The organism is Mycobacterium vicinigordonae, assembly GCF_013466425.1.
Classification (GTDB): Bacteria; Actinomycetota; Actinomycetes; order Mycobacteriales; family Mycobacteriaceae; genus Mycobacterium; species Mycobacterium vicinigordonae.
In genome coordinates, this window is record NZ_CP059165.1 from 2254037 (window position 1) to 2277180 (window position 23144).

The following is a 23144-nucleotide window of genomic DNA, read 5'->3' on the forward strand; positions in this document are numbered from 1 at the left end:
TGATGGATCCGACCAATATGTCGTCAACGGTGGGCGAACACCAGGACGATGCCTTGGCCGACGGATTCGCTGAGATCATCTCGGCGGGTCTGCGCGTCGAACCGCGTGATTGGATGCCCGACGGCTACCGCAATACTCTTATTCGCCAAATCGCTCAGCATGCGCATTCGGAGATCATCGGCATGCAACCAGAGGGTAACTGGTTGACTCGCTCGCCATCGTTGCGCCGCAAAGCGATTCTTCTGGCGAAGGTGCAGGACGAAGCGGGCCACGGCCTGTACCTGTACTCGGCGGCGGAGACCCTGGGCGCCAGCCGGGCCGACCTGACGATCAAGCTGTGCGAAGGTTCGCAGAAGTATTCGTCGATCTTCAACTATCCGACGCTGACATACGCCGATGTCGGCGTGATCGGCTGGCTGGTGGACGGCGCTGCGATCTGCAATCAGGTTCCCCTGTGCCGCAGCTCCTACGGGCCCTACGCGCGAGCGATGATCCGGGTATGCAAAGAGGAGTCGTTCCACCAGCGGCAAGGCTACGAACTGCTGATGACGATGATGTCGGGCACCGATGCCCAGCGCGCCATGGTGCAAGGGGCTGTCGATCGATGGTGGTGGCCCGCCCTCATGATGTTCGGACCGCCCGACGCCAACTCGCCCAACACCGCGCAGTCGATGCGGTGGGGAATCAAGCGCCACACGAATGACGAACTGAGACAACGCTTTGTCGACATGACGGTGCCGCAGGCAAAGGTACTCGGGGTTACGCTCCCTGACCCCCAGCTGGTGTGGAACGAGGAGCGTGGCAGTTACGACTTCGGCGCACCAGACTGGGATGAGTTCGACAAAGTGATCAGCGGCCAAGGTCCTTGCAATGCCGAGCGCATCGCTATCCGCAAACGCGCCCACGACAACGGCGCGTGGGTCCGTCGGGCAGCGACTGCATTCGCGGTAACGACGACCGGCGCGAAAGGCGAATTCCGTTGACAGGCAGCGCTGCTAGTGCAGGAGGTGGCGACTGGCCCCTGTACGAGGTGTTCGTTCGTGGCAAGCGCGGGCTGAACCACGTTCACGTCGGGTCGTTGCACGCCGCTGACGACGCTATGGCACTGCGGCATGCTCGAGACGTCTACACCCGGCGCAACGAGGGGGTCAGTATCTGGGCGGTCCGTACGGACAACCTCATTGCGTCCAGTCCGGCCGAGAAGGATCCATATTTCGCGCCCAGCGGTGACAAGGTCTATCGCCATCCGACCTTCTACGACATCCCCGATGACGTACCCCATATGTGATGCCGGAGATTGTGACGCGGGAGAGATATGTGATGCGGGAGAGCCGAAAACAATGAACGATCACGACTCCGCCTACGCCGGCCTGCTCGATGCGGAAACGAATGAGCAATGGGCATTCGGGACCGGCTTCGACGATCCGCTGGACGGGGTGGACACCACCGTGGCCGAGGACATCGACGGTGCCGATCTTGCCGCATACTGCCTGATGCTCGCTGACGACGCTTTGATCTGCGTGCAGCGACTAATGCAGTGGTGCACCAACGCGCCTGAGATCGAGGTAGAGGTTGCTTTGGCCAACATCGGCCTCGACCTGTTGGGTCAGGCGCGGATGTTGCTGGCTCGTGCCGCCGCAGCTGATCCGAGCGTCGTCCCGGCGCTGCCCGAAGGCTCACCCGTGCCCGCCGAGGATGCGCTGGCTTACTTCAGAGACGCATCGCTGTTCAGGTGCGTGCGGCTGGTCGAAGTGCCCAACGGCGACTTCGCCCGCAGTATCGCCCGCCTGCTGGTGTTTTCGATTTTCCGACTGGCAACACTGCAGCGGCTTCGCGACTCTCGCGACCCGGTGCTGGGTGCCGTCGCGGCAAAAGGCGTGAAAGAGGTCACCTACCACCGCGACTACGCGGCGCGGTGGTTCATCACCCTCGCCCGAGGCACAGCGGAGTCACGGCGACGACTACAGGAAGGGATCGGAGTGGTGTGGCCGTACGTCGACGAGCTGTTCGCGCCCAACCCGGTGGAGCAGCGGCTCGTCAGCCTCGGCGTCGCCGCGCAATCCTCGTCCCTTCGCGGTGAGTTCGATGGGGTCCTGGAAAAGATATTCCGACGGTCCGAGTTGTCCCTGCCGGCAGCAACTCCCGTAGTTGTCGGTAGTTCCGGTCGGGATGGCGTACACACCGAAGCGCTGAGCGACCTCCTTGGAGAAATGCAGTCCGTCGCGCGCGCGCATCCCCTGGGCGTGTGGTGACACCGATGGCTCCCGACGGCACTGTGGACGCCGTGCGCAGAGCACGCGAGGTTGCTGCCACCGTGACGGACCCCGAACTGCCAGTGCTCACCCTGGTGGAACTGGGCGTGCTACGCAGTGTTCACGAGACCGCCGAGGGCTGCATTGTCGTAACGATCACCCCCACCTACTCCGGTTGCCCGGCAATGGCCACCATGCGCGCTGACCTGAAATATGCACTTGCGTCTGCAGGTTTCGATCGATTCGAGGTGCGGACTTCGCTGTCACCACCGTGGAGTTCGGACTGGATCACTGCGGTCGGCCGGCGCAAGCTCAAAGAACATGGCATTGCACCACCGCGAAGGTTGCCTACGCATGCTAATTCAGCCGACCCCATCCCGTTGACTCTGACGCCGCGCCACATGGTTCCGTGCCCACAATGCGGCTCGTTCGACACCGACGAAACCAGCCGGTTCGGATCCACGGCCTGCAAGGCTTTGCACCGGTGTCGCTCGTGCGGTGAGCCGTTCGAGCGAATCAAGGAAATCTGACATGGTCGCCGCCCAATCGTCCGTTCCAGCCCGCCGACGGCCGCGCAAAGCGACGTTCCGCCGATTGCGGGTAGCCGACGTGCAGCAACTGTGCGACGACGCCGCCGCCATCAGCTTCACCGTGCCGGATGAGCACCGATCCGAATTTGCTTTCGCCCCTGGGCAATCCATCACCATGCGTTGCAACCTCGAGGGCGTCGAGTACCGTCGCACGTACTCCATCTGCGCCCCGGCGGGCTCCGCGCCGAGAATCGGGGTTCGCGAAGTCCCTGGCGGAGCGGTATCGGGCTGGCTGGTCCGGCAGGTACGGCCGGGCGACGAAATCGAGGTCCAGCCGCCTTCGGGACAGTTCGCGGCTGACCCTGACAAGGCTTGCCACCATGTTCTGATTGCCGCCGGGTCCGGCATCACACCGATACTGTCGATCGTTGCCTCGGCCCTGGTCCATCCTGACTCTAGGGTCACTCTGATCTACGGAAATCGCCGCGCCAACTCGGTGATGTTCGCCGACGAGCTCGCCGATCTCAAAGACGCATACGGGCCCAGAATGCAAGTCATTCATGTCCTTTCGCGCGAGGCGAGGACGGATGAACTTTTCAGCGGGCGTCTTGACCGACACCGCATTTCCGCCCTCCTGCGAGGGCTCGTGCCCGTGCAGGCGGCCGACCACTTCTGGTTGTGCGGTCCGATCGGGGTGGTCACCGCGGCGCAGGAGGCACTCGACGAACACGGCGTGGACATTAGCCGAGTCCATGCGGAATTGTTCTATGTCGAAACCACAGCGCCGAACCAGGTTAGTCACGCCGAACCGGATTCCAGCGGCCCAGTCAGTGACGTGACGATTGTGTTGGACGGCTCGACGAGCACCCTTGCGCTACCGCGAAGCATGCCGATTCTCGATGCCGCACAACGATTCCGCGACGATCTTCCCTTTGCTTGCAAGGGTGGAGTGTGTGGAACTTGCCGGGCCAAGATCACCGACGGTGCAGTGGACATGCGCCGCAATTATGCCCTTGAGCCGGGCGAGGTCGCGGCTGACTTTGTGTTGACCTGCCAGTCATATCCCATGACCGACGCACTGACCGTCGACTTCGACGCATGATAATGCCCTGGGATAAGGCTATGTCAGACGTCATCAGTCATTCCGTCGACGATCTTGAGCCCATTGAAACTGCCTCACGGGATGAGATCTCGGCACTACAACTGGCTCGGCTGAGATGGTCGCTTCGTCACGCTTACGAGAACGTCGCTCACTATCGACATGCGTTCGATCAAGCCGGCGTGCACCCCAGCGACCTCAACAGCCTCGCGGACTTGTCGCTCTTCCCTTTCACGCAGAAAGCCGATCTAAGGCAGAACTATCCCTTCGGAATGTTCGCCGTGCCGCGCTCGCAGGTGGTGCGTGTCCACGCCTCCTCGGGCACCACGGGCCGGCCGACCGTCGTCGGATACACCGCTGCTGACCTAGACACGTGGGCAAACTTGATGGCGCGGTCACTCCGCGCCGCCGGAATCCGTGCGACCGACACAGTTCACGTTGCCTACGGATATGGCATATTCACCGGCGGGTTGGGCGTGCACTACGGAGCGGAACGCCTGGGCTGCACCGTGATTCCAGTGTCCGGCGGCATGACCGAACGTCAAATCCAACTCATCCGTGACTTCGAGCCAGACGCAATCATGGCCACGCCCACTTACATGTTGACCATCGCCGACGCAATGGAACAGGCTGGTCTTGACCCCCGCGGCACATCGCTGCGGATCGGCGTTTTCGGTGCTGAACCCTGGACCGAAATCATGCGAGCGGAGCTCGAAGCCAAGCTCGACATCAACGCGGTCGATATCTACGGGCTGTCGGAAGTCATGGGCCCAGGCGTCGCCCAGGAATGTTTGGAAACCAAAGACGGACTGCATATCTGGGAAGATCACTTCTATCCCGAGATCGTCGACCCAGAGACCGGACGAGTATTGCCAGACGGATCGCAGGGCGAACTGGTTTTCACCTCCTTGACCAAGCAAGCATTCCCAGTCGTGCGGTATCGGACCCGCGATCTCACCGCACTTCTTCCCGGAACCGCCAGGGCGATGCGGCGAATGCGCAAGATCACCGCGCGATGTGACGACATGATTATTCTGCGCGGGGTCAACCTGTTTCCGACGCAGATCGAGGAGCTCGTGCTCGAGATCGACTTCTTGGCACCTCAATTTCAGTGTGTGCTGGGCCGCCACGGTCGCCTTGACACCCTGACCGTCGTGGCGGAAGCGCGGCCCGGCGCGACGCCAGAACAGCGCGGCGCTGCTTCGGAACTGTTGGCTGCGCGTATCAAGGATCGAATTGGCGTCAGCGTGGAGGTCAACGTCGTCGAACCTCTTTCTCTCAATCGCGCAGAGGCCAAAGCCCGGCGACTAATCGACAATCGCCGGGCGTAGCGCGGCCACCTGAGGGGCGGTGAGAATTTTTGCGTCTGCGATGCGGCCCAGAAAGCGGAGCAGGCGTTCATTGCGGCTTGCTGCGGTGTCGAGCAAGCGGCGAGCCTCGCCTCGGAGCCCGAATTTTGCGTGCAGCACCGCCGACCAGAACACTGCCTCCGGATTGTCGTCGAGGAAGTCGTGCGCCTCTTGGAGCATTGCCGCGGCTGTCGTGACGTCCGCATCGGAGTGCCGCTCTGGTAAGCCGAGGATGGGGCCGTGGGGATCGAAGACAATCGATGACACCTTGGCGAACGCGTCGTCGAGTTCGATCAGCCGAGCGAGTTCGTCGATGGGTTCGCGGTGGTCGTCGACCCGCAGGTCGCGCAGCACGCCGTCCCACGGGGTCTCGCCGCGCTGCCCGCCGACGACCAACAGGGCTGCTGACTGGCGTCCGCGGATGTCTCCGCCGGCCCGATCGCCGTGGCGTAGTCCAGCCACGAGCCGGTGGGCCAGGTGGCCCTCGGCGTGCTGGTAGCCCAGCAAAACGGCATCGGGCACGTTGGGGTTGTCCAGCATGTTGCCCAGCGCGACCGCATTGTCGGCGACGGCGAGGCCGACCGCGCCGACGCACCGGCTCCCGGTATGGATCCCGGCGCCGCCGGATGCGTCGAGGAGTGCGACTTGGCGGATCTCGCGATGCGGATCGTCGGCAAGCAGCTCTGACAGTGCGTCCTGAGCGGAGCATCCCGAGCGCATGATCGCCAGACCGCGCGCTCCATAGGAGGGTGTGGCGAACGCCTGGGTCGCCACGACACCGACACCCGCTTCGGCCCAGGTAACGGTAGGGCCGACGCGGAAGTAGTGGGATTGTGAGGTGACGCCCAGTTGGCCGGTGTGGGCGTCGCGGGCCAGCAAGGAAAAAGTCATCGGGGCCTCCCGAGCGCCCCTGGTGATGCCTTCTGTGGCCGGCGCGCCGGGTGAAGAGATGCCGTGCTGTCAATGGCGGCGAGGATCCGCTCGGCGGTGACCGGAAGGGTGTCGACGATGTGAGCTTGTTCAGAGCCGATAGCGTCGCGGATGGCATTGGCCAGGGCTGCGGGCAGTGGGATGGCTCCGCCTTCCCCGGCCCCTTTGGCGCCATTGAGCGAAAAGGGGGAAGGGGTCTCGAGGTGGACGAGCTCGATAGGGGGAACATTGGCCGGCAGCGGAGGAAAATAGTCCCACATCGATTGGACGACTGGATGGCCGTCGTCGGTATAGGGCAGCTGCTCGTAGAGCGCCGCACCGATCCCTTGCACGGTGCTGCCGAAGACTTGGCCGGCGACAAGAGCCGGGTTGAGCTGAACGCCGCAGTCGTGTCCGAAGACCAAGCGTTGCACCAAGACCGCACCAGTGTCGCGTTCGATTTCGACGACTGCCGCGACCACGCCGAATGTGAAGGCGAAGTTCCGGGGATCGTAGGTATAGGTCGATTCGAGCCCGGGTTGGGTGTCGGGTGGCAAATCCAACGCCCGCCAAGCCGCCTCGGCGACCTCACCGACGGTGACCTGCGCGCCGGACGCCCCGCTGAAGCCGGCATCGGTGTCGTGGACCGTCGCCGAATCGGCGCTCTCCAGCATGTGTGCGGCGATGACACGCATGCGTTCCCGCAGTCCCCGCGAAGCCATCATCACCGCAGATCCGGCAACCCCGGCGCCCCGACTGCCGCCACTGGCGTAGCCGGTGTACGGGCAAGACTGCGTGTCCCCGCACACCACCGTCACCGAATCCAGTGGAACACCGACTTCGTCGGCGGCGACTTGGGCCAGGACTGTCTCCAGGCCCTGACCCATCGGAGTCTGTCCGGTGAAAACCGTCACTGCAGCTGACGCGTCCATGCGCACCACTGCGCTGTCGTGACCTGGGTTGTTGATACCCATCATCGCGGCCGCCGCGGATGGACCGAAATTTGACGCTTCGAGGTAGCAGGCGGCGCCGACGCCGACCAGTCGCCCCGCGGCACGGGCTTGCGCGGCCTCCCGCTTGGTGCGCGTCCAGTCCACGCGATCGGCAACGAGATCGAGAAGTTCGCTGTAGTTGCCGCTGTCCAGGCACATCATCGCGGCGGTCCAATAGGGCAGTTCGTCGGGGCGCAGCAGATTTCGCCGCCGGATCTCCATCGGATCGACCTCGAGACGGCGCGCTCCCTCGTCGATCGCGCGCTCGACGGCGAAGGTGGCCTCGGGCTGGCCGAAGCCGCGGTAGGCCCCGATCGGAGTCTTGTTGGTAACCACGGCCACCAGCTCACTGAGCGCGTTGGAGATTCGGTAGGGGCCCATCACCATGGCCGCTGTGACGACCCCGGACCCCGCTCCGGCCATGTAAGGCGTCGCCCCGCAATCAAGCACGACCGAGGCCCGCAGTCCGGTGATGGTGCCGTCCGCGTTGAGGCCGAGCTCGAGATCGACCGCGGTTCCCCGCCCGTGCACAGTTGCTGTGAACGCTTCGGATCTGCTCTCGATCCATCGCACGGGACGGCCCACGACCCGTGCGGCGAAAGCCACCAGGGTCTCTTCGATGTAGGCGCATGTCTTGTTGCCGAATGCGCCACCGACATCGGGGACCAGCACGCGCACTCGTCCCTCGGGAATCCGCAACGTGGCAGCGAGCGAAGCCCGGACTTGATGCAGTGCTTGTGTCGACGTCCACACGGTGACGGACTCGCCGCCGATGTCCCATGCGGCGCGCACTCCCCGGGTCTCCAGCGGGAGTCCGGCGACCCTGCCGCTGGTGTAGCGACCGGCAACGACCAGCGCCGCGTCCGCGAGGGCAGCCTGCGGGTCGCCGGCCTCAAATCGTGTGCGGGCGAAGACGTTGTCAGGCCAGTCGTCGTAGAGCAGTGGGCGGCTCTCGGCACTTGGCTCGACCACTGCGGGCAATCGATCGTAGGTGACCTCTACGAGTTCGGCGGCGTCCTCGGCCAGGTAGGGGTCGTCGGCGACGACGGCAGCAAGTGGCTCACCCACATAGCGGACCCGATCGCCGGCCAGGCACCATGTCGGTGCGCTGGCCTGCAGTTGTGCCGTCCACATCATCGCCATCGGCTCGGTCGCGCAACGGACGTCCGCGCCGACAAGCACCGTGTGCACGCCGGGGGCCGCGCGAGCTTTGCGGGTATCAACGCGGATGCGTGCGTGCGGTTCGCGCGAGCGTACTACCACCAAATGGAGTTCCCCGGCGGCTTGCTCATCGGCGAGGTAGCTGCCTCCACCAGCGGCAAAACGCCGGAGTTTGATGCCCGGTGGGCTTTGACCGACCTGGCGCCCACTCGTCATCGGTGCACTTCACGCTGTGCAGCCGCCATGTGTGACATGATGTCACGGTGACCGTCCGAATGTCACCCGTGCACCGCGGGAATGACGACAATCCGGGTGCTGGCTCAAGTTGTCCGCACCAGGCCCGACCGTAGGTAGGCTGACGCATCTGACCACTCGACAAAGCAATTTGCAGGCGCACCGGCGTGAGCGGCGTCGCGATGCACGCCGTCGGCTGCTCGACGCGGCACATGACCTCCTCGAGCGACACCGCTGGACCGAGATATCGCTCGACGACATCACCTCGGCTGCCGACGTGCCGCGAACGGCCTTCTACCGCTATTTCGAGGATCGCCAACATCTGCTGATGGCGATGCTCGACGACGTGGGCCTCGAGATGGGCCACGTCGCCGACAACTGGATGTCCGAAAGCGACGATCCCGAAGCTGAGCTGCGCGCGAGCCTGCGCGGTCTGGCGATGATATTCGTCGAGCATGGCCGCCTCATCCAGGCAATCTCCGATACCGCCAGACAAGACCCGGAGATCGGCGCCATGTATCTGCGGCTGGCGGATCAGTTCACCGCCACAACCGCGCGGCGGATTGACGCGGATGTGGCGGCGGGCAGAACTCAGATCGCTGAGTCGCTGGAGGTGGCCCGGGCGCTGACGTGGATGAATGAACGCTATCTGCTGGCTTCGTTTGGTCACACGCATGCAAGTGACCCCGAGGTGGTCATCGAGGCGTTGACAACAGTCTGGATCCATACGCTGTACGGAACCGCCGCCAAGGATGGCCGATGACGTCGCCGCGCGGCACCGCCAACGAAATCCCCACGCTGCACTGAGGGCTTCCCGCCGAGCAGTCGCAAAGTCTCCTGCTCCAACGGGACTCTACGGGGACTTTACGACTGCTCGGGCGGTAGTTTTCCGGTAATTTGCTGAACGTGCCCCCCATGCTGACCACCCTGGACGGCTTCGCCGTCCCGGTGGGTGCTGCTGGCCCGCCGAACGGCACCGTCGTGGTGATACTGGCCGACGAGCAACGTGCTCCCGCGGCGTATGACGCGGTCTGCCAGCGGCTGCACAACGCGTCGCTGCGCACCGTCGTCATCGGTGCCGACCCGCGACTGACCGCTAAATCGGTGATCGGCATCCTCGACTCGCTCGGGATCGCCTGGGCAGTGGTGGTCGGCGACCGCGGCGGCGCCGCGCTGGCCTGGGAACTGGCGGCGACGAAGCTGGGGCGCTTTGCCGGGCTGGTCGCCATCGACCGCGCCCACCCCCGGGTGACCAAGGGCGGCGACGAGAACTGCCCGCCGGTCGAGATCGCCACCACCGTCCTGGCAAGTTCGCCGGCGGTGCGCGAAGCCGCCCGCGGCAGCCAGTGGCTGATCCTGGGCGATTACCGGGTGGTGGACATGCTTGGCCGACGCAATGCCAACGAGTCGACCGCGCAGCTGGCCACCGAGATCATTCTGCGTACCAGCGGCTGGTAGCCCAGCCCGACGGCGCCGCAGGTGGTTGACTGGCGGTCATGACTGGGCAGCCGAGCGTTCCGCCCCTCGCCGAGGCCGACCTGGCGCGGCTGGTCGCCGCTGGTGACATCGACACCGTCATCGTGGCGTTCACCGACATGCAGGGCCGGTTGGTGGGCAAGCGGGTGGCGGGTCGCTTCTTCGTCGATGAGGTGGCCGGCCACGGCGCCGAATGCTGCAGTTACCTCTTGGCTGTCGACGTCGACATGAACACCGTGGCCGGCTACGCCATGTCGAGCTGGGAGACCGGCTATGGAGACATGGTGATGACACCGGACCTCGCCACGCTGCGGCTGATTCCGTGGTTGCCGGGCACGGCGCTGGTGATCGCCGACCTGGCCTGGGCCGACGGCAGCCCGGTCACCGCCTCGCCGCGGGCGGTGCTGCGCCGCCAACTCGACCGGCTGGCCGAGCGGGGTCTGGTCGCCGACGTCGCTACCGAACTCGAGTTCATCGTGTTCGAGCAGTCCTACCGCCAGGCCTTCGCCGACGGCTACCGCGATCTGACGCCGGCCAGCGATTACAACATCGACTACGCGATCCTGGGCTCGACACGGATGGAGCCGCTGCTGCGCGACATCAGGCTGGCAATGTCCGGCGCGGGTATGCGGCTGGAAGCCCTAAAGGGTGAATGCAACAGGGGCCAGCAGGAACTCGGCTTCCGCTACGACGAGGCGCTGATCACTTGTGACAACCACGCGATCTATAAGAACGGCGCCAAGGAAATCGCCGACCGACACGGCAAGTCCCTGACGTTCATGGCGAAATACGATGAACACGAGGGCAATAGCTGTCACATCCACCTTTCTCTGCGCACCGCGCAGGGGCCGGTGTTCGCCGACGCCGACGCGCCACACGGCATGTCGGTGACGTTTCGCCAGTTCGTCGCCGGCCTGCTGGCGTCCCTGCGCGACCTGACGTTGTTCTATGCGCCGAACATCAACTCCTACAAGCGATTTACCGACGGTAGCTTCGCGCCCACGGCGCTGGCTTGGGGGATGGACAACCGCACCTGTGCGTTGCGGGTGGTTGGGCACGGGCCCAGCATCCGGGTCGAATGCCGGGTCCCCGGCGGCGACGTCAACCAATACCTCGCCGTCGCCGCGCTGATTGCGGGTGGCCTGTACGGTATCGAGCAGGGCCTCGAACTCGGTGCGCCCTACCCGGGGAATGCTTATCAGGCAACCGATGTCGAGCGCCTGCCCGCTACGCTGGCCGACGCCGCCGCGACTCTCGGGGCGTCGGGGCTGGCCCGGTCGGCGTTCGGCGACGACGTGGTCGCCCACTACCTGAACAACGCGCGCGTGGAATTGGCGGCGTTCAACGCGGCGGTCACCGATTGGGAAAGGATGCGTGGTTTTGAACGGCTCTGAGTCCGATGGCGTCGACCCGCCGAGCCCAGCTGCGACGCCCCCGCGATCGCCACGAAGCCGCCCGGTTGTGGGATTGACAACGTATTTGGAGCAGATACAGAGCGGTACCTGGGACATTCCCGCCGCCTACTTGCCGTCGGACTACTTCGAGGGCGTGGTGCTGGCCGGCGGCATCCCAATGCTGCTGCCGCCGCAACCGGTGGCTGTGGACACCGTCGATGGCCTGCTCGACAGCCTGGACGCGTTGGTGATCACCGGCGGCTACGACCTGGACCCGGCCACCTATAGCCAGCCGGCGCACCCGACCACCGACCCACCGCGCGCCGATCGCGACGCCTGGGAGTTCGCACTGCTGCGCGCCGCCCTGGACCGGCGGCTGCCGGTCCTGGGTATCTGCCGGGGCGCGCAAGTACTCAACGTCGCGTTCGGCGGCAGCCTGCACCAGCACCTGCCCGAGGTCATCGGGCATTCCGGGCACCGGGCGGGCGGTGGTGTCTTCAGCCGATTGCCAGTGCGCACCGTCGCCGGCACCCGGATCGCGGCGCTCCTCGGCGCGAGTTCCGACGTACCGTGCTACCACCACCAGGCCATCGACAAGGTCGGTGACGGGCTCGTTGTCGGCGCCTGGGACGTCGACGGCGTAGTCGAGGCCGTGGAGCTGCCCGGCGAGGCGTTCGCCGTTGCGGTGCAATGGCATCCGGAGAAATCGCTGGACGACTTGCGGTTGTTCGTCGCATTGATCGACGCCGCGAGATGCTACGCGGCCCGATGAGCGTCTTCGAACTGATCAACCCGGCCACCGAGGAGGTGCTCCGCAGCGTCGAGCACGCCGATGTCGCCGCCGTCGACGACGCGGTGGCCCGGGCGCGGGCGGCGCAGCGGCGCTGGGCGGCCTTGGCGCCGGCCGAACGGGCGGCCGGGCTGCGGGCCTTCGCCGCCACCGTGGATGCCCACATTGACGAACTCGCAGCGCTGGAGGTGGCCAACTCCGGACACCCCATCGCCTCGGCCGAATGGGAGGCCGGCAACGTCCGCGACGTGCTGCAGTTCTACGCCGGCAGCCCGGAGCGCCTGTCCGGCAAGCAGATTCCCGTCGCGGGCGGCATCGACCTCACGTTCAACGAGCCGATGGGTGTGGTGGGGGTGATCACGCCGTGGAACTTCCCAATGGTGATCGCGACCTGGGGCATCGCGCCGGCGCTCGCCGCCGGCAACGCGGTGCTGATCAAACCCGCCGATTGGACACCGTTGACCACATTGCGCCTGGGCGAGCTGGCCGTGGAGGCTGGCCTCGATCCGGACCTGCTGCAGGTTTTGCCCGGCCGGGGTGCCGTAGTGGGGGAGCGCTTCGTAACTAACCCCGGGGTGCGCAAGGTGGTGTTCACCGGATCCACCGAAGTTGGCAAGAAGGTGATGGCCGGCGCCGCCGCCGCGGTCAAGCGGGTGACGCTGGAACTGGGCGGCAAGAGCGCCAACATCGTCTTTGCCGACTGCGATCTGGAGCGCGCCGCAGCGACGGCGCCGGCCGGGGTGTTCGACAATGCCGGCCAGGATTGCTGTGCCCGCAGTCGAATCCTGGTGCAGCGCAGCGTCTATGACCGATTCATGAAGCTCCTCGAACCTGCCGTCAAGGCGGTGGCGGTGGGGGATCCCGGGTCACGTGACACACAGATGGGGCCGCTGGTCTCTCGTGTGCACTGGGAAAAGGTTGCCGCCTACGTGACCGACGATGCTCCGGTCGCCTTTCGGGGTTCCGCCCCTAACGGCCCCGGATTCTGGTTCCCGCCAACGGTACTGACGCCCGAGCGAGGCGATCGCAGCGTCACCGACGAGATTTTCGGGCCGGTGGTCACCGTGCTGGCATTCGACGACGAGCACGATGCGATCGCACTGGCCAACGACACCGAATACGGCCTGTCAGGATCGATCTGGACCGACGACCTGTCTCGCGCGCTGCGCGTGTCACGAGCCGTGGAATCGGGCAACCTGTCGGTGAATTCGCATTCGTCGGTGCGGTTCAACACCCCGTTCGGCGGGTTCAAGCAGTCGGGGCTAGGACGCGAACTCGGCCCGGACGCGCCGCTGCAGTTCACCGAGACCAAGAACGTCTTCATCGCGATCAAGGAGGAGCAGTGATCGACCTGACCCAGCGACTGGCCGGGCGGGTCGCCGTCATCACCGGCGGCGCCAGCGGTATCGGCCTGGCCGCTGCACGTCGGCTGCACGCCGAGGGCGCGATGGTGGTGATCGGCGACATCGACGCCGACGCGGGCGGCGCCGTAGCCGAGCAGCTCTCCGGTTTGTTTGTGCCCGTTGACGTTTCCGACGAGGTTTCAGTGAACAAGTTGTTCGACTCCGCGGCCCACGCCTGCGGCTCGGTGGACATCGCCTTCAACAACGCCGGCATCTCACCACCTGAGGACGACCTGATCGAGAACACCGAATTGGCGGCCTGGCAACACGTTCAGGACGTCAACTTGAAATCGGTGTACTTGTGTTGCCGGGCGGCGCTGCGGCACATGGTGCCTACTGGCAAAGGCTCGATCATCAACACGGCATCCTTCGTCGCGGTGCTGGGTTCGGCGACCTCGCAGATTTCCTATACCGCCTCCAAGGGCGGGGTGCTGGCCATGTCCCGCGAACTCGGCGTACAGTTCGCCCGCCAGGGCATCCGGGTGAACGCGCTGTGCCCCGGACCGGTGAACACGCCGCTGCTGCAGGAGCTGTTCGCCAAAGACCCCGAGCGGGCCGCCCGCCGGATGATCCACGTGCCGCTGGGCCGGTTCGCTGAGCCTGACGAAATCGCGGCCGCCGTAGCCTTTCTGGCCAGTGACGACGCTTCCTTTGTCACCGCGTCGACGTTCCTGGTCGACGGCGGCATCAGCTCGGCTTACGTCACCCCGCTGTAGAACGCTGGGCGGAGATGAACCAGTGTGTCGGGGACGCACCCTGCAGATCCGGCGCCAGCGCACGGCCATAGCGGGCCAAGAGCTCCTCCGACGGAGTCGACGTCACGTCCCAGCCGTGGCGGCGCAACCAGCTACCGACATCTTCGCGTTCCTCGAAGTACCACAGCTCGTCGGTCGTGGGCACCACCAGCTTGGAGTCCGTGCGGGCCATCAAGTCGCGGATCCGGTCCATCCGCTCTCGGCGCTGGGCGCGGCCCTCGGGGTCGGCGAACTCAGGTCCCAAATCCTCCACCGCCAGGTGGCTACCCGGCGCGGCAAGGGAGTGGATGCGCTCGAACAATAGGTCCTGCGAGGGGGCCGGCAGATACATCAGCAACCCCTCCACCGACCACACGCTCGGTAGCGATGGGTCAAATCCGTTCTGCTGCAACGCCATCGGCCAGTCCTGGCGCAGGTCGGCCGCAACGGCTACCCGGTTCGCGCGTGGGTTCGCGCCGTGCTCGCGCAGCGTCGCGGCTTTGAAGTCCAGCACTTTGTCTTGATCCAGCTCGTAGACCGTGGTGCCGTCAGGCCACGGCAACCGCCACGACCGGGCGTCCAGACCGGCGGCCAGTATGACCGCCTGACGGATACCCGCACCCGCCGCTTCGATGAAACTTGTGTCGAAAAACTTTGTCCGCGTAGCAAAATAATTGACCAGCGCGCGCATTCGCGCCGGCATATCGGGTTCGGCCGCGACTACCTCGGCGGGCAGCTCTGGAGCTCCGTACCAGTTCCATACCCCGTCGCCCACGGTGTCGAGGAAAATCCGCGCATATGGATCGTTGATCAGTGGGTCGTCGCTCTCGGTATCCGCGGCTCGGGCCGCAGCCACACCGAGTGCCGTCGCGCCGACGCTTTCGGTGATTTCCCAGCTGTCGTCATCGGTTCTCGCCACGACTTGCACCCTACGTGAACCGGCCGTAGGCAAGAATTGCGGTCAATGGACGGGGACTTAGGGATGGACGAGCAGTCCGAGCCGGTATCGCGGCGACCACACATCGTGCGTCTGGCCGTCTTCGGCGTCTTCCTGGGCGTGTTGTTCTATCTGCTCGCCGTGCGGCACCTGGTCGAGATCCAGGACGTGCGGCGCGTGGTTGCGGCGACGGGTCCGGCGGCGCCGCTGGCCTACATCATCGTATCGGCGGTGCTGGGCGCGATCTTTGTGCCAGGTCCCATCCTGGCCGCCAGCAGCGGGTTGCTATTCGGGCCCCTGCTCGGGGTGTTCGTGACGCTGGGTGCGACCGTGGGCACCGCGATGGTGGCGAGTCTGCTCGGCCGGCGTGGCGGCCGGGACAGCGCACGGGCTCTGCTGGGAACCGCCCGTGCCGAGCGGATCGACGTGCTGATCGAACGCGGCGGACTGTGGGCGGTGGTCGGCCAGCGCTTCGTTCCCGGCCTGTCCGACGCGTTGGCGTCCTACGCGTTCGGCGCGTTCGGCGTTCCGTTGTGGCAGATGGCCGTCGGCGCCTTCATCGGGTCGGTGCCGCGGGCTTTCGTCTACACCGCGCTGGGCGCCTCGATCGGAGACAAGTCGCCGATGTTGGCGTATGCGGCGGTCGGTGTGTGGTGTGTGACCGCTGTAGCTGGCGTTTTCGTGGCACGGCGCGGCGTCAAGCATTGGCGTGCGCACCAGGACCAGGCCGGGGAGCGCGGGACCGGCGAACGCTCGGATTGATGTCGTGTCGCGGCTCATTGCGGTTTGGTCGCGGTGACGATGTGGGTGGGCGCCCAGGGGCCGCCGTACCACATTCGCCATCCCGCGTTTCGGCGCCGTACGTCGCGCCAGCCGAGGTCGCGGAGGTGAGTGGCGTGCCGCCGGGTCTCCCAAAGGTCGGCGATGACTAGGCGCCCGCCGGGACGAAGCACTCGCATCGCCTCGGCCAGGGCCCGACGGCGTCCGTCATGACCGGGAATGTTGTGGATGGCAAGGTTGCTGACGATCACATCGACACTGTTGTCCTCGAGCGGCAGCGCGGTCATGTCGGCCGTGCGCAATTCGATGCGGTCGGCGACGTTCTCCAGTTGCGCGTTGGCCAGGGTGGCAGCGGCCGAGTTGTCGGTCTGGTCGGCCTGCCAGATGTCCACGCCGATGGCGCGCCCGCCTGGCAGGCGTTTAGCCGTGGCCAGCAGTACTGCGCCGCGGCCGCATCCCATGTCCAGTACGGTCTCGTCGCCGTGGAGTGCAAGGTCGTCGAGGATGCGGTTCCAGACCGTGAATTTGCCGGCTTTGGTGGCATGGACGTAGAACGCGACGCTCGCCGTGATCGTGACCGCGGCCGAGCCGGTCAGCGCGGCGGTGAGCCTCTTGCCCCGGGCGAGAGCGCTCGCAGACCATAAGGCCAGGACGGCAGCCTGTCCGGCGAGCCCCAGCGCCTGGGCGCGGGCGGAGACGGTATGGAACGAGCCGTCGATTCCGTAATCGCCCTGGTGTTCTCGTCCTGTACCTGTGCTCATCTCTACTCCTCGTGCCCAGCCTCGGCCCCCGGCACCAGGCTATTCCTGCCGCGCGCATAATCGGCCGGCGGATCCGCGCGGGGCCTACCGAATGGCGATCAGTGGAATTGCCGTCTCGGCTTCGCTTGCCGCGCCGTGAAAGCCGATAAGTCGAGCGGTCTCCGGCGGTTCGTGGCCGGTGGCCAGGATTGCGGCGTCACCGGTGCAGGTCGCCACGACGTCGCCAATGCGGGCCAGATTCCGCGGTGACACAGGGCCGAATACCCCGGAAGCGACGGCCTCCTCGCGGGTGCGTACTTGCGCGCGGCCGGCGAGCAGCTCGGTCCAGGTGGCCAGCACGTCGGTGGCGGCTCCCGGTTCGGTGTGCAGGTAGCGCACCCGGGGTTCGCCGGCGACCACCCGCACTCCGGCCGCAAGCCGAGGATCGGCTGCCATGTCGATGCGGGCGTCCGGTGCCACATTGAGGCCGCCGTGGTCGGCGGTCACCAACAGCGCCGCACCGGCGGGCATCCCCTCGATAACTCGGGACAGCAGCGCGTCCACCCGGCCCGCCGCTTCGTGCCAGTGGGGTGACCCGATGCCGGACACGTGCGCGGCGGTGTCCAGGTCGGCGATGTAGCCGTAGATCAGCCCGGGTGCGGCGCGCACCTGTTCGGCCAGTCGCCCCGGGTAGTCATCACCGGAGCGTATGGCGACGAATTGCGCTCCGCCGTATGCGGCATCGGTCAGCCCGCTGCCGACGAACCGTTCCGGCAGCACCGCGCGGGCAATGACCCCGTCGTCCGTGAGTCGCTGAAACCAGGTCGGCAGCGGTTGCCACTCGGAGTGCGGTGGGTCGTCACGCCACCGGATGTGATTAAGCACCCGGTCGGTGCCGGGGATGTTGAGGGTAAAGCCCAGGATGCCGTGCTCGCCGGGCGGGGCGCCGGTGCCCAACGACACCAGGCTTGTCGGCGTGGTGGACGGGAACGTGCAATCCAGCCGTTGCAGCTGGCCGGTGCGGCCGGCCAGCACCGACGCCAGTATCGGTGCGTCGTCGACAAGGTGCGGCAGCAAATGCCAGCCCAGGCCGTCCACCAGCACCACGCAGACGCGGTCGACACCGCCCGGCTCGCCGGTCAGCCCCAGCGTATCGAGCCCGTCCGGCGCGCCGAGCAGGGCTGCCACGCTGGGCAGCACGTCGCAGATCGAACCAGGCACGCGGTCAGTCTGGCACGCGGGCGTGTGCCAGTCGTTCGCTGGTGAGCAGCAGTTGGCGCCGGGTGCTGTCCTCGAGCGCCCGCACCTGCTCTGGCGCCAGGCGCCCGCACAACCGCGACCAATGCACCGCGACGTCGTCGCCGGCGGACACGTCGGGCACCGCGCAATAGCCGTCGGCCCATAAGTCAAACAGCCGCGGGGATGTTTCGGACAGCGTCAGCGCCCGGCCGTCCCACAGCAGCCGCCGGCAGGTCACCTCGACCGTTTCCTCGGTGCGCGAAAGTACTGTGCCCCAAGTGATCCGGCAGTTATCCAGCACGTACAACGGATGTTCGACGGTGTTGGGGCCGCCGCGTCCCAGGAACCTCGTCCACGGGTACACACCGAACACGTGGAAGCAGTGATTGCCGGCTGCCTCGCGAGCCAGCTCGGCCGTCAGATGCGACCAGTAGTGGCCTGCCCGCGGTCCAATGATTGTCAGCAACCCCTCGAAGAACTCCTGGGGAGCCACGCCGGCGCCGATGCCGCCGCCGAGCCAGTACGACTCGACCAGTCGGTGATCCAGCGGGTCGGCGATCCCGGTCAGCTGCGACAGCACCAGCAGATACGGCCAGGCTCCGGAGAACGTGCGTGCCGCGGCCCGAACCTCGTCCACCGACCCGTCCCGCAGGGTGGCGCCCAGCGGGGGACCGCAATAGCCAAGGGCGTTGGGGGCGTAGGCATACCGCCCGAACATCTCGGCGCCCCCGCTCATCTCAACCGCCGCCCAGCCCGGCGGTCGGGTCGGTGCCGCCTCGACCCATCAGTTCCAGCCCGGCCATCGCCTGCTCGGCCCCGGCCCGATCGGTCTTCTCCATCACGAAACCCATGTGGATGATCACCCAGTCGCCGGGCGAGAACGTCTCGTCCGGCAACATGCCGACGTTGACTCTGCGTTGCTCGCCGGCGACGTCGACCAGCGCCAGTTGACCCTCGTAGCCGTCGAGCATCCTGATCACTCGGCCCGGGATACCCAAACACATGATTCAGCACTCCTTCGGCGCCGAAGACCGCAGGGCCGCAACGATTTCGCGGATGGCGCTGACCGCTCGGGGGACAGCGGCGGCGACCGGCCCGGTCAGACCCATGCCTTCGTCGACGCTGCCGGCCTCGCATCCGACGATCACCGTGTAAGGCGGGTTGCCGCCCAGTGCTCGCAGGCTCGCGAACACCGTCTGCGGATCCATGCTGTGCGCGTCCATGCCGACTGTGCCGTCGTCGGCGTCGTGGTCGGCCTGAAAGACATGCAGGGCACCGGGATTGCCGCGGTTTGGTATCGCGTCGACCAGGACCAGGCTGTTCCATTCGTCGAGCAGGTCATAGGCCAGGTGCATGCCGCCGATCCCGTAGTCGACCACTCGCACGTCAGATTCGTCCCGGGGCATCGTCGCGTGCCGCACCACCTCGGATCCGAACCCGTCGTCGCCGAGGAAGATGTTGCCGATCCCGGCCACCAGAATGCGCGCTGCCATAACCCTGCCTAGATGCGCTTCACATACGCCTGAGTCGCAGGTAACGCTTGACATCCGGCAGGGAGGCGACGCCGATCACTACCGCCACCGCCAGGACCACCCCGATGAGGGCGGCGAAAATCCAACCTAGGACATCCATGGCACATTCCTTTCGGCTTGTTCGCTGTCTAGTTGTTCGGCGATTGGTTCGATTTCGTCGGGGGAGAAGTACAGGTAGCGTCCGTACCAATCGTGCAGTTCGGCGGCTGGGTCGTCTTCGACCACCACGCCGACGTGCTTGTTGCCCTCGACGTCTTCGTGCACCGACGCGACCCGCGCGGTCTTACCGGCGACGAAGATGTCCTGTGCGTCGGCGTTGCGCCGGGGCCGCAACACCACCCGGCTGCCGCGGGCCACCCGGGTGCCGTTCACCAGCACCGCATCGATCTCGGGACGAACCGCGTTGTCGGCCAGCGGATCCCACCAGTCCACACCCTCGGGGACCTTGGGGATCAACCCAGATGCGCTGTGCGGGTCGCGCAGCACACCGTGCAGGCGGGCCATCGCCTCGGGTGACATCGCGTCGCACTGGTCGATGATCTGCGCCGCCCGCGGATCAGTAGCCCGCGCCTGCGCCTTCTCCTCGTCGGTCATCGTCATTACCCGCAACGTCAGGATCTCGTCGATCTCGGTGCAGTCGTACAGTGCGGTGCTGCTCTGTTCGGCGACCTCCGGGTGGTCGTAGAGGATGATCGGCGACACCAGCAGGATGTCGCGTGCACCGGGCGGCCCGGCGAGCACCGGGAAACACCGGTGCTGGCTGCAGCGCGCTGCCGCGTCGGCGGCTTCGGGCGGCGGTTCCAGTAGCGAAACGAAGTTCCCCTCAATGACTTCAGCGATGACGTGGCTGCCGATCATAGACCGGGTGATGGCATCGTCCTTGCTGGACGTGGCGCCTCCGGTGTTCCTCAGCCGCAAGGAGACTCGCAACAGACCACCGTCGGGTTCGGCGTGCAGTGTCAACTCGCCGCGGATCTCCTGTCGTTGCCGGATCAAGCGGCCGCCGTCGACGGCTTCGACGTCTGTTCCCGCGGGAGAAAGTACCGGCAGAGCCTGCGGCATTTCGTCGAACCTGATTGGTCCTAAGGGTATTTCACACTCCACCGCTTCGTCCCAGGTCAGCCAGGATCCCGACGGTGTGACCAGCTCTGCGACCGGTTCGTAACCGCCCGCGATGCGGCGCTGGGCCTGGCGGCGCTGAAGCTGCAGGAACCGTACCACAACCGTGAGCGCCGGACCCGAATCAATCAGGAACTGCGTGGCCAGCGAGTCGTCTTCCCCGAGCCCGGCGCCGGCCGCGTCGGGTGGACCCAGAACGCCAAACTGCCAACGTGATTGGTTCTTGCTTGAGGTTCCGCGGTACGGGTACAACAGATAACCCTCGTACAGCACCGCGTCGGCTACGGCGCGGGCGAGGCCCCAGCCGACGCTCATCGCGCGGCCTCCCGCCGCGCCGACTCGGTCAGCAGCGTGCTCACCGCGAGGTCGAGGTCGAGTATCCCGTGGGCCGACTTGTAACCGGCCAGAGCCGAGACCGTTTCGTGTCGTAGCCGCACCCATCCGGTGTTGGGGTAGTGCAGTGCGACCAGGTCCCGCCAGACCTGGATCGGCATGTCGTAGCGGGCTTCACAGTCCCAGGACACCTGTTGCACCGAGAATCCGCGGTCGGACTTGACGAAAATTGTTCCACTGAACAGAAATTGGAGTGGAATCGCGGCTTCGGATAAGGCGTGCATGTACTTGGCGGCGGTGACCTCGAAATCGTAGGTACAGTCCAGCGGCAGCGCCACGGTGGTGTTGCCGGCGAACCCGGGAACCATGGTGCTGCAATGCTGCCACAGAAAGGTGCGCTGGGTGGTGGCCCACCGATCCCGGTTGCCGAACAGATCGGTCAGCCCGGCGGCCTCCGCGTCGGTGTAGTTGCGGCGCAACGGTTCGATCCGGACCTGGCAGCGCAGCGCAATGGCGTGCACCGGGTCGTCAGGGTCAGCGTCGACGCCGATGCGTGCCGTCAATGTCGGGGTGACCGCGTACGGTTCGGGCACCACGTCCAGCACGGCGAAGCTCACGTCGATCGGCTGCTCGGTCATCGCGGCGCCTCCCGTGCGCGGGCAGCGATTTGCGCGAAGAAGTCGTCGACAAATTGCCGCGCCTGCTGGCCGCCGTCGAAGCCGCGCCACAACAGACGCAGCCGCCCGACGAACTCGTAGCAGGCATCGATCGGCACCAAAAACGTTTGCGGCGATCCTGTGTCGTCGTCTGGCACCCGGATCAGCAGCGCCTCCACGTCGTCGGCCAACATCCCCACTCGGGGGTCGGCGGCGCGGATGGCATTCCACAGCTCCAGGTCCAGCTCCGATTCGCACGCACCGGCCGGGCCGGGATAGAAGGCGACCGTGCGGCCCAGGTCGGAATTGGTGAAGAAGAACGCCACCCCGACCGGGATCTGCAGCGCCTCCCAGGCGCGGCGGTCCAGCGCGAATTGCGGGAACACCAGATAGCGGTCGGGCACCGCGCGGTAGCGCAACTGGGCGTGCGAATCGGCGAACAACAGATAGCAGGCACGGCACACGCACATCAGTTGCCGGGCAGCCACATTCACCACGTGCTGGTGCTCGTCGGTGATCGATTCGGCACACATTTCGCAGCGTTCGCCGGCAGGCTGCGGCTGGCGCCGGTTGGTGATGCCGGTCAACACGTCGTAGGGGCTGCTCATGCCGGGGCCCCCAGCACTGGCAGTGCCACCGACAACACCCCGTCGCGGGTCAGCAACGGCAACGGTTCGAGGTGCGCCGCTGAAGGTCCGGCACCGGCCTGGACGACATCGAATTGCGTCGTGCAGCGCGGGCATTGCAGCGAGCTGCCCGTCAACCGAGCCCCGGCCAGCGTGTCCAGGCACACCGGGCAATGGTCGCGGTAAGCCAGCGCCCGCTCGTCGACCCGGCAGGCCAGCACGGAAACACCGGCGATCGAGAAGCCCGCCACCTCGCCGGGTGCCAACTCGGCTAGCTCCGGCACTGGCTGCCACGAACCGCTCGAATGCACCCGGGACAGCAGCGATTCCGCGGCAATGACATTGGTGGGCTCCGTTGCCGCGACCACCTCGATCGAGCAAATTTCAGGGGCGGCGGCGCGGACAGCATCCTCGACAGCGAGTTCCAGTGTCATGGCCGACGAGGGGCACGTTTTGCAGGTTCCCCGGAACGCCAGGCGCGCAGCCCCGTCGGGGGTGATCTCCAGCAGATCTACGTCGCCGCCGTGCGAACCCAGGTAGGGCCGCACCCGGTCGAGCGCGTCGGCGACCCGACGGTGCACATCGTGCGGGTGCAGGCCGTGCACCAGGAGCAGGCTGGCCACCAGGTCGTCGGTGGCCAGCCGCTCGGCCAACTGCGGATCGGCGTGCGCCAGGATCCGTTCCAACCCCGCCCCGTAGAGCGCGATGACCTCACGGACCAACTCCTGGGCGCGCTCGTAGGCCCCTGGCCCGCCGGTCGCGCAGGAATCCAGCAGGGTCTGGATCCGGTCGCCCGCGGTGCGCCACTGTGCATCATCTGCTGAACCCTGCGGACGATCCGGCCGTGCCATTCGGGGTG

26 protein-coding genes are annotated in these 23144 nt (G+C 66.2%); 13 read left to right on the forward strand and 13 right to left on the reverse strand.

Going from position 1 to position 23144, the window contains the following annotated elements; all coding sequences use genetic code 11:
• Nucleotides 1-2: 2 nt before the first annotated feature.
• The 6 genes from paaA to paaK are packed head-to-tail and all read left to right on the forward strand — an operon-like array spanning nucleotide 3 to nucleotide 5212.
• A complete protein-coding gene (gene paaA, locus H0P51_RS10335) occupies nucleotides 3-983 on the forward strand; it encodes a 1,2-phenylacetyl-CoA epoxidase subunit PaaA (RefSeq protein ID WP_425488980.1) in 981 nt (326 codons plus the stop codon).
• Nucleotides 980-1288, forward strand: coding sequence for a 1,2-phenylacetyl-CoA epoxidase subunit PaaB (paaB, locus tag H0P51_RS10340; protein WP_180917820.1), 309 nt, complete (start codon nucleotides 980-982; stop codon nucleotides 1286-1288). The genes paaA and paaB overlap by 4 nt, the downstream gene beginning before the upstream one ends.
• A gap of 52 nt (nucleotides 1289-1340) precedes the next feature.
• Nucleotides 1341-2252, forward strand: coding sequence for a 1,2-phenylacetyl-CoA epoxidase subunit PaaC (gene paaC / locus H0P51_RS10345; RefSeq protein ID WP_180917821.1), 912 nt, complete (start codon nucleotides 1341-1343; stop codon nucleotides 2250-2252).
• Nucleotides 2253-2257: 5 nt separating this feature from the next.
• Complete coding sequence (gene paaD / locus H0P51_RS10350; RefSeq protein WP_180918873.1) at nucleotides 2258-2782, forward strand: 1,2-phenylacetyl-CoA epoxidase subunit PaaD; 525 nt, start codon at nucleotides 2258-2260, stop codon at nucleotides 2780-2782.
• A gap of 1 nt (nucleotide 2783) precedes the next feature.
• The gene (paaE, locus tag H0P51_RS10355; RefSeq protein WP_180917822.1) at nucleotides 2784-3884 is read left to right on the forward strand and encodes a 1,2-phenylacetyl-CoA epoxidase subunit PaaE; all 1101 of its coding nucleotides are present in this window, start codon (nucleotides 2784-2786) and stop codon (nucleotides 3882-3884) included.
• Nucleotides 3885-3904: 20 nt separating this feature from the next.
• Entirely contained in the window at nucleotides 3905-5212 is a 1308-nt protein-coding gene (gene paaK / locus H0P51_RS10360; RefSeq protein WP_246398549.1) for a phenylacetate--CoA ligase PaaK, read from the forward strand.
• Here the strand turns inward: paaK and H0P51_RS10365 are convergent.
• Nucleotides 5189-6121: a DUF1028 domain-containing protein gene (locus H0P51_RS10365; RefSeq protein WP_180917824.1), complete on the reverse strand. Its 933-nt coding sequence runs from the start codon at nucleotides 6119-6121 to the stop codon at nucleotides 5189-5191. The two genes, paaK and H0P51_RS10365, sit on opposite strands and share 24 nt — an antisense overlap.
• The gene (locus tag H0P51_RS10370; protein WP_180917825.1) at nucleotides 6118-8508 is read right to left on the reverse strand and encodes a xanthine dehydrogenase family protein molybdopterin-binding subunit; all 2391 of its coding nucleotides are present in this window, start codon (nucleotides 8506-8508) and stop codon (nucleotides 6118-6120) included. The genes H0P51_RS10365 and H0P51_RS10370 overlap by 4 nt, the downstream gene beginning before the upstream one ends.
• A 169-nt stretch (nucleotides 8509-8677) precedes the next feature.
• On the opposite strand from H0P51_RS10370, the gene H0P51_RS10375 reads away from it, so the two are divergent.
• From H0P51_RS10375 to H0P51_RS10400, 6 genes are all read left to right on the forward strand, one after another.
• Nucleotides 8678-9289 (forward strand): TetR/AcrR family transcriptional regulator, encoded by a 612-nt coding sequence (locus H0P51_RS10375; protein WP_180917826.1) that lies wholly within the window; start codon nucleotides 8678-8680, stop codon nucleotides 9287-9289.
• Between the two features lie 152 nt (nucleotides 9290-9441).
• Nucleotides 9442-9984 (forward strand): alpha/beta hydrolase, encoded by a 543-nt coding sequence (locus tag H0P51_RS10380; RefSeq protein ID WP_180917827.1) that lies wholly within the window; start codon nucleotides 9442-9444, stop codon nucleotides 9982-9984.
• 38 nt (nucleotides 9985-10022) lie between these two features.
• Complete coding sequence (locus H0P51_RS10385) at nucleotides 10023-11396, forward strand: glutamine synthetase family protein (RefSeq protein WP_180917828.1); 1374 nt, start codon at nucleotides 10023-10025, stop codon at nucleotides 11394-11396.
• A complete protein-coding gene (locus tag H0P51_RS10390; protein WP_180917829.1) occupies nucleotides 11377-12168 on the forward strand; it encodes a gamma-glutamyl-gamma-aminobutyrate hydrolase family protein in 792 nt (263 codons plus the stop codon). Before H0P51_RS10385 ends, H0P51_RS10390 begins: the two co-directional genes overlap by 20 nt.
• A complete protein-coding gene (locus tag H0P51_RS10395) occupies nucleotides 12165-13532 on the forward strand; it encodes an aldehyde dehydrogenase family protein (protein ID WP_180917830.1) in 1368 nt (455 codons plus the stop codon). The genes H0P51_RS10390 and H0P51_RS10395 overlap by 4 nt, the downstream gene beginning before the upstream one ends.
• Nucleotides 13529-14305 carry a 3-oxoacyl-ACP reductase gene (locus H0P51_RS10400; protein ID WP_180917831.1) on the forward strand — a complete coding sequence of 259 codons (777 nt, stop codon included), beginning with the start codon at nucleotides 13529-13531 and terminating at the stop codon, nucleotides 14303-14305. The genes H0P51_RS10395 and H0P51_RS10400 overlap by 4 nt, the downstream gene beginning before the upstream one ends.
• Here H0P51_RS10400 and H0P51_RS10405 read toward each other — a convergent pair.
• Nucleotides 14292-15242, reverse strand: coding sequence for a class I SAM-dependent methyltransferase (locus H0P51_RS10405; RefSeq protein WP_180917832.1), 951 nt, complete (start codon nucleotides 15240-15242; stop codon nucleotides 14292-14294). The genes H0P51_RS10400 and H0P51_RS10405 overlap by 14 nt on opposite strands.
• Before the next feature lie 63 nt (nucleotides 15243-15305).
• On the opposite strand from H0P51_RS10405, the gene H0P51_RS10410 reads away from it, so the two are divergent.
• Nucleotides 15306-16022 (forward strand): TVP38/TMEM64 family protein, encoded by a 717-nt coding sequence (locus H0P51_RS10410; protein ID WP_180918874.1) that lies wholly within the window; start codon nucleotides 15306-15308, stop codon nucleotides 16020-16022.
• Between the two features lie 14 nt (nucleotides 16023-16036).
• On the opposite strand, the gene H0P51_RS10415 is transcribed toward H0P51_RS10410, so the two are convergent.
• From H0P51_RS10415 to H0P51_RS10455, 10 genes are all read right to left on the reverse strand, one after another.
• Complete coding sequence (locus tag H0P51_RS10415; RefSeq protein ID WP_180917833.1) at nucleotides 16037-16801, reverse strand: class I SAM-dependent methyltransferase; 765 nt, start codon at nucleotides 16799-16801, stop codon at nucleotides 16037-16039.
• A gap of 84 nt (nucleotides 16802-16885) precedes the next feature.
• Nucleotides 16886-18001: an alkaline phosphatase family protein gene (locus H0P51_RS10420; RefSeq protein WP_180917834.1), complete on the reverse strand. Its 1116-nt coding sequence runs from the start codon at nucleotides 17999-18001 to the stop codon at nucleotides 16886-16888.
• A gap of 4 nt (nucleotides 18002-18005) precedes the next feature.
• On the reverse strand, nucleotides 18006-18755 hold the full coding sequence (locus H0P51_RS10425; protein WP_246398550.1) for a DUF6390 family protein: 750 nt from the start codon (nucleotides 18753-18755) through the stop codon (nucleotides 18006-18008).
• A 1-nt stretch (nucleotide 18756) separates the two neighbouring features.
• Nucleotides 18757-19023 (reverse strand): HypC/HybG/HupF family hydrogenase formation chaperone, encoded by a 267-nt coding sequence (locus tag H0P51_RS10430; RefSeq protein WP_180917835.1) that lies wholly within the window; start codon nucleotides 19021-19023, stop codon nucleotides 18757-18759.
• A 3-nt stretch (nucleotides 19024-19026) separates the two neighbouring features.
• A complete protein-coding gene (locus H0P51_RS10435; protein WP_180917836.1) occupies nucleotides 19027-19512 on the reverse strand; it encodes a hydrogenase maturation protease in 486 nt (161 codons plus the stop codon).
• 19 nt (nucleotides 19513-19531) lie between these two features.
• On the reverse strand, nucleotides 19532-19651 hold the full coding sequence (locus tag H0P51_RS29215) for a DUF6893 family small protein (protein WP_425488981.1): 120 nt from the start codon (nucleotides 19649-19651) through the stop codon (nucleotides 19532-19534).
• Entirely contained in the window at nucleotides 19639-20985 is a 1347-nt protein-coding gene (locus H0P51_RS10440) for a hypothetical protein (RefSeq protein ID WP_180917837.1), read from the reverse strand. The genes H0P51_RS29215 and H0P51_RS10440 overlap by 13 nt, the downstream gene beginning before the upstream one ends.
• The gene (locus tag H0P51_RS10445; protein ID WP_180917838.1) at nucleotides 20982-21641 is read right to left on the reverse strand and encodes a DUF6084 family protein; all 660 of its coding nucleotides are present in this window, start codon (nucleotides 21639-21641) and stop codon (nucleotides 20982-20984) included. Before H0P51_RS10445 ends, H0P51_RS10440 begins: the two co-directional genes overlap by 4 nt.
• On the reverse strand, nucleotides 21638-22267 hold the full coding sequence (locus tag H0P51_RS10450; RefSeq protein ID WP_180917839.1) for a DUF5947 family protein: 630 nt from the start codon (nucleotides 22265-22267) through the stop codon (nucleotides 21638-21640). Before H0P51_RS10450 ends, H0P51_RS10445 begins: the two co-directional genes overlap by 4 nt.
• Entirely contained in the window at nucleotides 22264-23136 is an 873-nt protein-coding gene (locus tag H0P51_RS10455) for a NifU family protein (RefSeq protein ID WP_180917840.1), read from the reverse strand. The genes H0P51_RS10450 and H0P51_RS10455 overlap by 4 nt, the downstream gene beginning before the upstream one ends.
• Between the last annotated feature and the right edge of the window lie 8 nt (nucleotides 23137-23144).

What these genes read in the sequence shown, in the direction of transcription:
- paaC (WP_180917821.1), top strand. Translation starts at nt 1,341, where the DNA reads ATGAACGATCACGACTCCGCCTACGCCGGCCTGCTCGATGCGGAAACG.
- H0P51_RS10395 (WP_180917830.1), top strand. Translation starts at nt 12,165, where the DNA reads ATGAGCGTCTTCGAACTGATCAACCCGGCCACCGAGGAGGTGCTCCGC.
- paaE (WP_180917822.1), top strand. Translation starts at nt 2,784, where the DNA reads ATGGTCGCCGCCCAATCGTCCGTTCCAGCCCGCCGACGGCCGCGCAAA.
- H0P51_RS10365 (WP_180917824.1), bottom strand. Translation starts at nt 6,121, where the DNA reads ATGACTTTTTCCTTGCTGGCCCGCGACGCCCACACCGGCCAACTGGGC.
- paaK (WP_246398549.1), top strand. Translation starts at nt 3,905, where the DNA reads ATGTCAGACGTCATCAGTCATTCCGTCGACGATCTTGAGCCCATTGAA.
- H0P51_RS10440 (WP_180917837.1), bottom strand. Translation starts at nt 20,985, where the DNA reads ATGAGCGTCGGCTGGGGCCTCGCCCGCGCCGTAGCCGACGCGGTGCTG.
- H0P51_RS10410 (WP_180918874.1), top strand. Translation starts at nt 15,306, where the DNA reads ATGGACGAGCAGTCCGAGCCGGTATCGCGGCGACCACACATCGTGCGT.
- paaD (WP_180918873.1), top strand. Translation starts at nt 2,258, where the DNA reads ATGGCTCCCGACGGCACTGTGGACGCCGTGCGCAGAGCACGCGAGGTT.
- H0P51_RS10425 (WP_246398550.1), bottom strand. Translation starts at nt 18,755, where the DNA reads ATGAGCGGGGGCGCCGAGATGTTCGGGCGGTATGCCTACGCCCCCAAC.
- H0P51_RS29215 (WP_425488981.1), bottom strand. Translation starts at nt 19,651, where the DNA reads ATGGATGTCCTAGGTTGGATTTTCGCCGCCCTCATCGGGGTGGTCCTG.
- H0P51_RS10450 (WP_180917839.1), bottom strand. Translation starts at nt 22,267, where the DNA reads ATGAGCAGCCCCTACGACGTGTTGACCGGCATCACCAACCGGCGCCAG.
- H0P51_RS10435 (WP_180917836.1), bottom strand. Translation starts at nt 19,512, where the DNA reads ATGGCAGCGCGCATTCTGGTGGCCGGGATCGGCAACATCTTCCTCGGC.
- H0P51_RS10385 (WP_180917828.1), top strand. Translation starts at nt 10,023, where the DNA reads ATGACTGGGCAGCCGAGCGTTCCGCCCCTCGCCGAGGCCGACCTGGCG.
- H0P51_RS10415 (WP_180917833.1), bottom strand. Translation starts at nt 16,801, where the DNA reads ATGAGCACAGGTACAGGACGAGAACACCAGGGCGATTACGGAATCGAC.
- paaA (WP_425488980.1), top strand. Translation starts at nt 3, where the DNA reads ATGGATCCGACCAATATGTCGTCAACGGTGGGCGAACACCAGGACGAT.
- H0P51_RS10370 (WP_180917825.1), bottom strand. Translation starts at nt 8,508, where the DNA reads ATGACGAGTGGGCGCCAGGTCGGTCAAAGCCCACCGGGCATCAAACTC.
- H0P51_RS10445 (WP_180917838.1), bottom strand. Translation starts at nt 21,641, where the DNA reads ATGACCGAGCAGCCGATCGACGTGAGCTTCGCCGTGCTGGACGTGGTG.
- H0P51_RS10380 (WP_180917827.1), top strand. Translation starts at nt 9,442, where the DNA reads ATGCTGACCACCCTGGACGGCTTCGCCGTCCCGGTGGGTGCTGCTGGC.
- H0P51_RS10455 (WP_180917840.1), bottom strand. Translation starts at nt 23,136, where the DNA reads ATGGCACGGCCGGATCGTCCGCAGGGTTCAGCAGATGATGCACAGTGG.
- H0P51_RS10430 (WP_180917835.1), bottom strand. Translation starts at nt 19,023, where the DNA reads ATGTGTTTGGGTATCCCGGGCCGAGTGATCAGGATGCTCGACGGCTAC.